This is a genomic window from Streptomyces sp. NBC_00271 (genome assembly GCF_036178845.1).
GTDB lineage: Bacteria > Actinomycetota > Actinomycetes > Streptomycetales > Streptomycetaceae > Streptomyces.
On the sequence record NZ_CP108071.1, the window covers coordinates 68,298 to 79,898 of the forward strand.

General features: G+C 64.8%; 4 protein-coding genes and 2 pseudogenes. 4 read left to right on the forward strand and 2 right to left on the reverse strand.

Annotated features, from left to right (window positions below):
• Positions 1 to 977: 977 nt before the first annotated feature.
• Positions 978 to 3,419, reverse strand: coding sequence for an AfsR/SARP family transcriptional regulator (locus OG798_RS55125; RefSeq protein ID WP_328760346.1), 2,442 nt, complete (start codon positions 3,417 to 3,419; stop codon positions 978 to 980).
• 286 nt (positions 3,420 to 3,705) lie between these two features.
• Positions 3,706 to 4,309 (reverse strand): annotated as a pseudogene (locus OG798_RS55130) (transposase); the annotation flags it as partial.
• Between the two features lie 791 nt (positions 4,310 to 5,100).
• On the opposite strand from OG798_RS55130, the gene OG798_RS55135 reads away from it, so the two are divergent.
• The 4 genes and pseudogenes from OG798_RS55135 to OG798_RS55150 all read left to right on the forward strand — a co-directional run.
• On the forward strand, positions 5,101 to 5,574 hold the full coding sequence (locus OG798_RS55135) for an ATP-binding protein (protein WP_328760347.1): 474 nt from the start codon (positions 5,101 to 5,103) through the stop codon (positions 5,572 to 5,574).
• Positions 5,575 to 6,514: 940 nt separating this feature from the next.
• Positions 6,515 to 9,481, forward strand: coding sequence for an AfsR/SARP family transcriptional regulator (locus OG798_RS55140; protein WP_328760349.1), 2,967 nt, complete (start codon positions 6,515 to 6,517; stop codon positions 9,479 to 9,481).
• A 174-nt stretch (positions 9,482 to 9,655) separates the two neighbouring features.
• The gene (locus OG798_RS55145) at positions 9,656 to 10,825 is read left to right on the forward strand and encodes a peptidoglycan recognition protein family protein (RefSeq protein ID WP_328760351.1); all 1,170 of its coding nucleotides are present in this window, start codon (positions 9,656 to 9,658) and stop codon (positions 10,823 to 10,825) included.
• A gap of 454 nt (positions 10,826 to 11,279) precedes the next feature.
• Positions 11,280 to 11,501, forward strand: a pseudogene (locus OG798_RS55150) (transposase); the annotation flags it as partial.
• Between the last annotated feature and the right edge of the window lie 100 nt (positions 11,502 to 11,601).

An 11,601-nucleotide genomic window follows, 5' to 3' on the forward strand; every position in this document is an offset into this window, starting at 1 on the left:
AAAGTCAGACCCGACGGCTCAAGTGAATTCGTCGAAGATGTGCACGACTCGGCTCCGGCAGTAGGACAGAACCGGGCCCAGTCACTGATAAAGCAAGACAGCACCATCGTCCGGCACCTCGACGACCCATCCGCGCAGGCAGGCCTCGCCCTACCGCCGATTGAAGTCGCCGGGCGTTCCACCGAGCCGATTCGCCCCACAGGCGTCGCCCGAGAGCCTGGCGTCCATCGCACCAACGGTGTCGTCGTCGACGCCCGCCGCCCCAGCTCGGCGAGTGCAGTCCGGGCCGCCCGTTTGCCGGACATGTCAGCCTCCACGACGCCCACAACAGCACCGGTGCCCGTGCCGGTACCGAGTGAATTGACAGATGCTGTAGACCGCGTCACCCACGCGGTGGCCGCCGGAAACACCGACCTTGCGTCCACAGCTGCCAACGCGGTGGTCCAGCACTCCGCACGGGTTTTTGGCGCGGAGCATCCCTGCACCCTCGAGGCTTTCGCTTTGGAGGCTTACGTCGCGCATATCTACGGTGATCAGGAGCACTCGGCGGCGCTCTCTCTACGCTTGGCCAGTCTCAGGCACCAGCAAGGCGATCCACGGGCTCGAGAAGAGATCCTTCGTGCCGCCATTGCCTGGAGCATGGTGAACACTCCTCGCACAGCGATAGCCCTTGGCGGGGAGCTGCTGTCGATGTGGACACAACTCGTGGAAGCGGGATGCACTGCCATAGACGAGCAGGGGCTACGTCACGTCGAAAGGCGCCTAGCCGTTCTTGGGCAGCCCCCTGGTCCTGGCGCGAAGGTACGACCAAAGGTGTGAGGACGCCCGAGCATGAAGGTCTGCACCTCAGAAAGCTACAGCTTCCGTGTTTACAGTGGTGCAGTCGCTTGGACGGTGTTCTCGTAGCGTATCGGCTGTGCGGCGCGTGACTGGGTCTGGGCGTGAGCCGCGGAAATCACGGTTCACGCCCGGAGCGGTCACGTGGCGTGCCGGTCCATCTTCCGGATCAGTCTGCCCGGCGAGGCCATCCAGCCCCTCATGAACGCCCAGGGGGTGCTCCCTATCAGGATTTGGGCCAAGCGCGAGCTGTGCGTCTTAGAATTCTCCGCATCCGCGAGTTCTATCACAGCGAGTATGATCTCCCGCTCCCGGTCAAGCCACGCCGAAGCGTCCGAGGTGTCATCGAAGTGCAGTGGGAAGCTGCCCTCAGCGGGCGGTGGCAGGAAAATTTCGCGCACGTTCGGGGTCAGCAGGACAGCTGCATTGTATGCGGTGTGCATGTAATGATCGAAGAGGCGAAGCAGCGCGGCTGGACGCACTTCGGCCGAGTCCATCGCCTCACTGAGTTCAGCGGCATAATTGTGCAGCAGATCGTGAAAGACATACCTTCTGTGCTCGCATTCAGTGATGAGGTGAGCGCGCGTCAGCTCGGCAAGCAGGGGTTGCACTTCGCGGTGCGGAAGTCCGGCAAGGCTGGCGGCCGACTGCAGCGAAATGCTGCAGCCAGGGTGAAGAGCGAGAAGTCGGAACAGCTGCGCTGACGCGCAGGGCAGCACCTGATAGGACCATGAAAACACGGCCCGAACGTCCATGGTGGGGTCACTGCTTTCGAAGGCGTCCAAGCTGCCGCGAGCATCGTGGAGTTCTGCTGCGATGGTGGAGAGGGGAAAGGCCGGGTGAGTGGCAGCACGAGCGGCCACGATGGCCAGCGCCAGCGGCCACCGGGCGCAGGCCTCGACGATGTCTCGCACCGCTTCGGGCTCGGTGGAGGTCCGGGCAGTGCCAACGCGGTTGATGATAAGGCGGTCGGCGTCCCCGTCATCCAAGACATCAAGGGCGATCGGCTGAGCGCCATGAGCTGCCACGAGACCCATCAGCTGGTTCCGACTGGTAACGACAACCATGCACCCGGGCGTACCAGGCAGCAAAGAACGCACGTGGTCGCTGTCCCGGGCATTGTCCAGGACGATAAGTAGTCTCCTGTTCGCCAGGGCACTGCGATACAGCGCCGCCTGTGCCTCCGCATACGGCGGAATCTGCTCCGGGGCGATGTCGAGAGCGATGAGAAAGGCACGGATGGCTGCGGATGGTTCGACAGCGGTACCGACGGGCCCGAAACTCCGCAGGTCCATGTAGAGCTGGCCTTCTGGGAAGTGGTGAGCCACGGTATGGGCCAGCCTGACCGCAAACGCGGTCTTACCCACGCCGGCCATGCCATGGATCGTGATCACTGCGGAAGGTTCGTGCGGACCGGGAACCAGAGAGGTTGCACGGGCTAGTTCAGCCACGCGCCCGGTGAAGACGGACAGGTCGGCCGGCAACTGGCGTGGACGTACCGAGAGGCCGGCCGAGAAGTGCCGATCAGCTGTGGCAGTGCTCTTCGAGGCAGTCTCGGGGAATGGGTGGTCTTCTCGCCATGGTTCGGTGATGGCCGGCGCAGGTCCGCTGACAGGCACATCCATGGCAGGTCTCCCGACCCTGTCAGCAGTGGGAGTGAGGACTTGTCCGACGGCCCGTGCGGGTGTTCTGCCCGATACGAGGCCTGGAGCAGAGACCTCACCACCAGTTTCGTGGGCGCGCGAGGTGTGCATGAGCGCCGGGTCTGCTGCCAGGAGCCGTTGATACATATCACGCAGCTCAGCACCAGGTTCCACGCCCAGCTCTTCGACCAACAGGCGGCGTGCCGCATGGTAGGTCGCCAAAGCCTCCGCCTGTCGCCCGCATCGATATAAGGCCAGCATCAACAGCGCGTGGAGGCGCTCCCTCAGCGGATGCTGACTGCACAAGGCTGCGAGCTCCGGCACAACGTCGTCGTGACAGCCGAGTCGAAGGTCGAGCTCGACACGTGCCTCGTGGACACTCACGCGTCTTTCGGCCAGGCGGCCACGCTCCGCCTCCGCCAGAGGGCCAGGGATTCCTGCCAGGGGTGTTCCTTGCCAGGCGTCCAAAGCCGTTCTCAAACGGCCTGCCGCCGCTTGCAGCTCGCCGGCCCTCTTCAGCAGCATCGCCTCACTTACCCGAGTCTCGAATTCGGCCATGTCCACGACGCTTGTTCCTGCAGTGCGGAGGACGTAGCCGCCGGCGACGGACAGCACCAACTGTGGAGGCCGGCCCACCGTCCGCTCCGGCTCGAGAGCTTTACGCAACCGTGATACGTAGGTGCGGACAGTAGATACGGCGCCGACCGGCGGAGTGTTGCCCCAGACAGCGTCGACCAAGTGGTGAACGGTGACCGGCCGTCCCCCTTCGAGAAGCAGCGCCAGCCACACGGCTCGTTGCTGTGGCGATCCGAGGTCCACCTCGATGCCCCGGCGCCAGGCCCTGACGGGTCCCAGAAGGGCAAAGCGGAGTTCGTCGTGCATGATGTCCGGCGCGGACCGCGAGTCCGGAACCTGTTCCTGCCTCAAGTAGGCGGGCATGTAGCAGCCAATCGTCACTCAGTGGAATCCGCAGCAAGTGCGTCAATTACCAAGAAGCCGCCTGAGCCGACTTCTCTGGAGCCTCGAGCAAGCAACAGGGAATACCGCTGTCGCCGCTCGACGTCTCAGCTCGTAACAGAACTGCGACGCAGTGAGATCTGTTCGTGATACCGAACGCTGGCTCTGGCCCCCGTGGTGCTGACTGGCACCCAGGTGGGGGCCACTGTGCTGAGCGTTGTCCCGCGAATGATCTACGGCGTGGTGGTTGGCTGGCGTTGTTTGCCGCTCATCCGGCGAGGGTGAGGTTGTGGAGGCGGGTGATGCCGAGCATGGCGGGGTGCACCCCGTCGCCTTTCGGGCGGCGGGCGCGGAGGATCTGCCAGGTCTTCATCCGGGCGAGGGCGTGCTCGACGCGGGCACGGACTCTGCGGTGCGAACGGTTGTGGGCCTCTTTCCAGTCCGGGAGTCCGGCCTGGCTGCGTTCGCGGCGGTGCGGGACGACCAGACCGGTAGCCCGCCAGTGCTGCGACCGGGAAGGTTCACCGGCTTGCGACGCCCCGAACGGCACCTCGCCGCCGTCCGCGATCACCGTGGTCTTGCCGACGGCGTCCTTCGTGCCGGAGATCTCCCATGCTTTGCCGTCGTTGCGGTTGCCGGTGACCGGCCGGCCGACGGCGACGGCGAGGCGGGTGTCGGCGTCGGTGACGACCCGGTGGTTGGTGGAGTAGCGGTAGCGCTTGGACTGCGCGGCGATGGTGTGGCCGCGGGTGGGGAGCAGGGTGCCTTCCACGATGAGCGCGGTGTCCTTGCGGAACCGCTTGCGCTGCTGGAGCGCGAGCGACGGGCCGGGGATGGTCGACGATGCAGTCCGCGGCCGACTTCCACGCGCCACCTTGCACTACTGGACCCCGCCGACGGACTGCCGCCGACCGCGGCAGCGTGGCACCGAAGCCGACCACTGCGGTGAGTATTTGCTCTGGATGCTGAGGCGGGATCCGCCGCGCGAAGTCCAGGCCTGTGAGAGATGGAAGGACGCGCTGCTGAGCTGCAGTGGGGGGAGTCCTCAGGCCTTCAGCCCGCACGATCGGCAAGGCACCCCTGAAGCAGCACCTACGACCGGCCCCCAGCCTGGCCGGCGAAACGAACAAGCCATCAAAGCCGACGATGACGAACGTCCAAAGGGCGCGGCACCGGTGGACACGGACGACGCACAGTCGTCGCTCCCTGCTGCAAGGCACGTCAGTTCGGCCAGCCCGTCGCTTTGCGTTGATGATCGTCCCCCTGGGCACCTCGTACAAGCAGGCGCACGGCGCTGTCTGGATCAACATCTCTGTGGCTGAAATTCGTCGCTAAATTTGAATCATTGATGCAACTTTTCGTACGGTGCGAGCGCTGCCGGAGCAGACACCAACCCCACACCGCACCCCGGCGGTCCGCAGCGGCCCCGACCGGTTCACGAGACCGACAGGTCCCACTCCACCCCTGCGAGGCTCTGCCGCGGTCAACGGATCGCGCCGCGGCCTTGTGGCACACGACCGACCGGGTGGCTCTGCCGCCATGACGACGGTGAGATCCGGCGCTACAAAGACATCTGATCCGCAAGGAATATCCCATATCGTTTAACGTTCAACTGATGTAGGTACTGAGTGAGAGGTGTGTCCCTCCACGGAAGGCGACGACCATGCTGGTGACCGGCGCTCTGCATGTCCCGACGAGCGGCAGCGAGGCGTTCGACATTCGCCGGGTCCCTGAGCGCGCCGTGGTGACGGTGCCGTCCCAGGCGCAACTGGTGGGGAGATTGCGCCGTTTCACCGCAGATCTCCTACGCCACTGGCGGATCGGCGAGGAAGAGCAGGAAGTGGCCGTACTCATCGTCGGCGAACTGGGCGCCAACGCCGTCCAGCACGGGCGCTCGGAAATGACACTGCTGCTGACCCTCGGCGACGACGGTCTGCTTCAAATCTCCATGTCCGACTCGGGAGCGCACACCACCCACCCGGACTCAGGTCTCCGCCCCGACGAGCATGGACGCGGCATGACGATCGTCGAACAATTGGCCGAGCGTCTGGAGATCCATCTCAACAACCGCGGATGTGTTGTGAGCGCCTGCGTGCGCGTCAAGCCACTACCCAGGGCCTGCAAGCCAAGCGACTGAAGAAATGGCCGATCATTGCGGTGAAACAGGTAGCATGCGGGCCACGCGGCGACCATATTGCAGGACTCATGGGCCCGGCCGCGCGACGGACTCACGCCTCGGTCTCGAATCGGAGGCCGAGGACCGGCGGTGGCGGCGGCCACGAAGACACCCTGATTCGCCACTCTTCGCTCAGGCCTCGCCGGCCAGGAGCCTCGGAGACACCACCCTGGAAGCCGTGTTGGCCGCCGCAACGACCATGGGACCGGTCACCGGGCGTCGGGCAGGCCTGTTCAACAGCCGGTCGCAATGCCTTACAGCTCCGCGATCGAACTACCCGCTCCGGCCACGGGCTGGCGCGTGCGGCGGTCGCTGGTTCGATGCCGTGCTTCCGGAGCGCCCGCCAGCACTTGTCGTGGCCGCAGCCGCGGTCCGCGAACACCGCGCGGGCGCCCCCGCGATCGGCCGACGAGCCGGGACACGACAAGAACCTCGCCCAGCAGCGGTAGCAGCCGCGTTGCGTCGTTGCGGTTGTAGGCTGATCACAGCTCTCGAATACGATGAACGGCGTTGGAACCCAGCATTTCCAAGGGCGCATGCAGAGCGTGGACACGACGGATCGGCGAGCGTTCCCCCCACCCCCCTTGGGCACGCTCGCGGTCGCCGCTACGCCCGTCCGGAAGCCCGTCTCGTGAGACCTCGGACATCGCTACGGGTTACGGCAGGAGATGGCAATGCGATCCGCGGAATGCAGCATTCAAGCTTGTCGCCGTCCGGGCGAAAGGTACCAGCCCCATACGAAGGGCATGATCAGCCCCAAGGTTGCCGAGCGACTCTTGGTCCAGCTTGAAACCGCGTGAAGGCACCTCACAAGCAGCAGCCGAAACACGTAATCAGCAAGCTGCGGCAGCTGCCGGCATCCTTGATCGAACCCAGCGAAACCGCGGAGTGACCCAGGGGGATGACTGTGCGTTTTTCAGTGCTGGGGCCAGTACAGGCCTGGTCCCAAGGTGGAGAAGTACCGCTCGGGCCCCCGCAACAGCGGGCCGTTCTCGCGATCCTTCTACTCAAACACGGCCAATCGATCAGCGCCCACGAGCTCGTCAACGGGGTGTGGGGTGAGTCCCAGCCTTCAGGGGCCGTTGCCGTGCTGCGTACCTACGTATCGCGCCTTCGCAAGGCTCTTGAGCCGGACCGGGCACCCGGTAAGCCGTCGCGACTGGTGGCATCGGTGGCTGATGGGTACAGGATGTGCCCTGAGGAATTCACACTGGATCTTGCGCTCTTCGAGGCCCGACTCGGGGAGGCCAGGCGACGGACCGACGCCGGCGACCTCAACGGTGCCGCTCATCTCCTCCATGATGCGTTGAGCGGATGGAACGGCACATCTCTGGTTGGCGTACCCGGCCCGTTCGCCGAAACGGAACGAGCACGGCTTCTGCAGCGTTGGTTGAGCGCGACGGAAATACGCCTGTCCATCGACCTCACCACCGGTCTCCCCGATGCAGTGGTCAATGAGTTGACGTTACTGCGCTCGCGGCACCCGATGCGCGAGCGACTCAGCGAACTGCTGATGTTGGCTCTGCACCGCTGCGGCCGGACGGCGGAAGCTTTGGGCGTCTTCAACTCCACTCGTCGCAACCTGGTGGAGGAGCTGGGGATCGATCCCGGCCCGGCCTTGCGGCATCTGCACGACCGCATACTGGCCGCGGATCCCGCCTTGTCGACGCCTGCTGCAGCCCTGTCGCCGTCGGGTGCAGCACTTACGAGGACGCACAAGGGCAACGCTGGCCCTTCGGACGCGGAGTCCGCCCACAGTAGGGCCGCGGCGCCGATCGAAGAAGCAGGCGAGGCGATGAGCGCCACTCGGTCCTCGAGCACAGGTCAGCACACCGTACGACCGTTCCACCTTCCCACCGACTTGCCCGCGTTCGCCGGAAGGGCCACGGAACTCGGCCGGGTCGAGGCGCTCTTGTCAGACAGCCATCGCCCGGCGACTGTCGTTATCAGCGGTATGGCCGGTATCGGTAAGACTGCTCTCGCCGTTCACTGGGCCCACCGGATAGTCCGTCACTTTCCTGATGGCACGCTTTTCGTCAACCTGCGCGGGTTCGATGCCCAAGGCACCCCTCTCGATCCCGCAGACGTGATCCGGCTTTTCCTCGACGCGCTCGGCGTGCCGCCGAGCCAGGTTCCAGCCGACCCACAAGCACAAGTCTCCTTGTACCGAAGCCTGCTGGCGGACCGACGAGTGCTGATCGTCCTCGACAACGCACGTGACACTGAGCAGGTACGCCAACTCCTGCCAGGGACACCCTCCTGCCTTGTCCTCGTCACTAGTCGTTCGCAACTGCAGGGACTCGTGGCCCGTAGTGGCGCCCATCCGCTCGCCCTGGGTCTCATGCCTCCCTCAGAAGCAAAGGAGGTGCTCATCCGTCGAGTCGGAGTCGCCCGTGTCACAGCGGACTCCCGCGCCGCAGACGACATCGTCCGACTCTGCGGTCGGCTCCCCCTCGCACTGGCGATCGTGGCCGCCCGTGCTTCCATGTACCCTCATTTCCCTCTGTCTGCGATCTCGGCAGACCTGAGGGACAGCCAAGGCAGCCTGAACGTATTCTCGGCAACTGATCCCTCGACCGATGCACGCTCCGTGTTCTCCTGGTCGTACGACGCACTCTCCCCCGACGCCGCTCGCATGTTCCGGCTGCTGCGGCTGATCCCCGCACCTGATATCGCCGTACCGATGGCGGCCAGTCTCGCCGGCATCACTCCCCACACGGCCCGGGTGCTGCTCGCGAATCTGGCACGTGCGAATCTGCTCATGGAGATCACTCCGGGCCGCTACGTCTTTCATGACCTGTTGCGCAGTTACGCCGCGGAACTGGCCCTGAAACATGACACTCCGAGTGAAAAGCTCCGGGCCGAACGCCGGTTGCTCGATCATCTGCTGCACAGCATGCTCGAGGTTTCCTCCCTCCTCAGTCCGCATCGAGAGACGATTCCCCTGCCTCCGCCCCAGCCCGGAACGAAACCCGAACGGTTCACCGAGCGGAAGCAAGCGCTCCACTGGCTGCGTACAGAACGTCGCACACTTTGCGCGGCGGTAGCCCGCGCGTGCAACGGCCCGTTTCCGCGCCGCGCCTGGCAGTTGGCATTCCTCATGGAGCTGTTCCTCGATCGTCTGGGGCATTGGCACGACTCGCTCGTAGTCCACCAGACGGCGCTAATCGCCGCCCAACGCGCGGGAGACCTCATCGGGGAGGCGCACGCTCGCCGAGGCCTGGGCTTTGCGTGTGTGCGGCTGGACCGGCCACAAGAGGCCCGGCAGCACCTCGAGGTAGCTCGAATTCTTTATGCCGAGCTTCAGGATGACCTCGGCCTGGCCCGGACGCTACGCTATATGGCTTTCCAAGCAAATCGACAAGGCGAACATCACTATGCCCTTCATCATTACCGGGAAGCGAGCGCCCTTTACAAGACAGCCGGCAATCGAAGCGGACAAGGTAGCGTGCTCAACGAAACTGGCTGGACTCACATCCTTCTCGAACAATATGAGCAGGCGCTCGATCACTGCTCACAAGCCATCCTCCTGCATCAGGAGACCGGCGACCCGAATGGCGCGGCCGCTGCACACGACAGCCTCGGCTACGCTCACCACCATCTCGGCAACCACGCACAGGCAATTGCCTGCTATCGACGCGCCTTGGACCTGTACCGTGCCCTCGGTGATCGCATTTTGGAAGCTGACACCCTCGCGCACATCGGCGACACGGAGTGTGCCCGGGGAAACAGCATCGGAGCCAAGGAGGCCTGGCAGGCGTCTGCGGTGATCCTGGAGGCAGAAAATCACCCTGCTGCCCGGACGGTGCGAGACAACATCCGCCGACTTGAGCAGGCTCGGGCGGCGACCGGAGGCGGTCGACAGTGATTCCCGGAACGCCGAGAGCCCGCGCAGGGCCTGGTGAACCGGCCATGTACCCCCTTCGTAGTGCTCCTCGTACCGTCCTTCAGAGTCGCCACGAGGAGCATGATGTCGGAATTGCGCTCGTATCACATCTCGCCTTCCGCCCCCGCCCCCCCGTCCACAGCTTCACGTCGACGCGTGCTCTACACACTCGGCGGGGCGCTCCTCACGCCCATTGTTGTCGCCTGTGGAAGCTCACCGACCGGTGCCTCACCCAATGATGCGAATCCGAAGCAAAAACGTGTCACCCAGGCCAGGCCGAAGACGCAGGTGCTGCAGAGTTCCTCGCCCACCGGATCACCGCAGCGGACCAACTTCCCCATCACAGCGGTGGGCATAAGCTGGACCGGAGCGCAACGCGGCATCCGAATCCGCTTCTATGACAAGTCTGGCGCCACTGGCGCTTGGGAGGCTGTCCGTCCGGGCTGCCCCTGCGGCAAAGACGCCGTAGACTCTGCAGCAAGGGCAGAGAATACTTTCCGGGCAATTGTATCGGGACACGACAGCTTTGGGTATCAGATCGATGCAGCCTCCGATGTGCACCTCGTCAACGCGGTCGCAATCGATGCTGGAATATTGCCGGGGCTGGCCATCGCGGGTCCTCGAGAAAGCCCACAGCAGTCAGCACCTCCAACAAAGTCAGGGCTTGATTTCCCGCCGGCCAACTACCTCACGCGTGCCGACTGGGGAGCCAATGAGAGTAAGCGGTTCGAGCCCGATGGAAGGGAGTCATCCCCGACCCGCTTCTTCCCGTTGCAAGCAGTCACCGTCCATCACACCGTGACAGCGAACAACGACCGAGACCCGGCTGCTACGGTGCGTGCCATCTACGAGCTCCATACTACCGGTAACAAGTGGGGAGACATCGGTTATCATTTCCTTATCGACCGAGTCGGTCGTATTTACGAGGGCCGTTGGTCGGGTAAGGACGGTGTTCCGGCACATGACCGGAACGGAAATGTGGTCACCGCCTTCCACACCGCAGGATTCAACTCGGGAAATCTCGGCATCGCGCTGCTCGGTGATTTCCGGACAGAAACGCAGACGCCGGCCATGAGCCGCTCGCTCACCCAACTCGTCGCGTCCGTGGCACGGAAGCACGATTTGGACCCTCGTGCTGCAATCACGTACCGCAACCCCCTCGACGGCAGGCGGAAGCGGATCACCACGCTGGCTGGTCATCGAGACTGGATACCCACCGAGTGCCCAGGTGCCACCGCGCACGAGCATTTGAGCAATATCAGGCAGAGCACCGCGCGGCTGCTGTCCGGCGGACGATCGCAGGCAGCGACTGAGACCGCTTCATGACGCGGCAGGGAGCACCATCCGCCGGTTCGGCAAGCACAACCAGGCCCGGCTGTCGAGTCGGGTGAGCGCCGGGATCCACAGCCCAGGTGTACCGGTGTGAGTCATACCCGGGCGTCGCTGCCGGTCAATCCGAGTCCGGCTGCAAACAGCCCGGGGCCGCCGTGATCGGTCGGCGCGGGACCAGTGCCGGGTAACGCGAAAGACGCATCGGCTTCCGGTGGTGACGAGCTACCGGGGAGCCACGGCCAGGGCCTGCCCGTGAGGGCGAGCCCCGGCACCCAGTCCGGCAGGCCGACAGCGACACCTTGCTGGTCACGCATCCGTTCCATCCGCTGGCGGGGCGCCGGTTGCGGGTGTGCCGAGCGGTGCGCCGTTCCGGCGGTCTGGTGTTCATCTGCACTGCCGGTGACGGCGTGACGGTGTGGCTCCCGCAGGGGTGGACGGACCGCGGCCCGGCGACGAGGCATCCTTCGCCGCCTTTTGCGGCACCAGCCCGGTCGAGGCATCCTCCGGTAAGACCCAGCGCCGCAGGCTCAACCGAGGCGGCGACCGCCAGGCCAATGCCGCCCTCTTCCGGATCATTCTCAGTCGCCTACGCTGGGAAAACCGCACCCAGGACTACATGCGCCGACGCCTCGCCGAGGGCAAGACGCGCCGCGAGATCATCCGTTGCCTCATTGGGGAAGTATTGATGGTGCGGCCCAATCCACGGGTCGTGACTCCCTCGGTGGGTGTTGGGGGACGGCCTCGTTGCCGTGCCGCGCTCGACGGCCAGT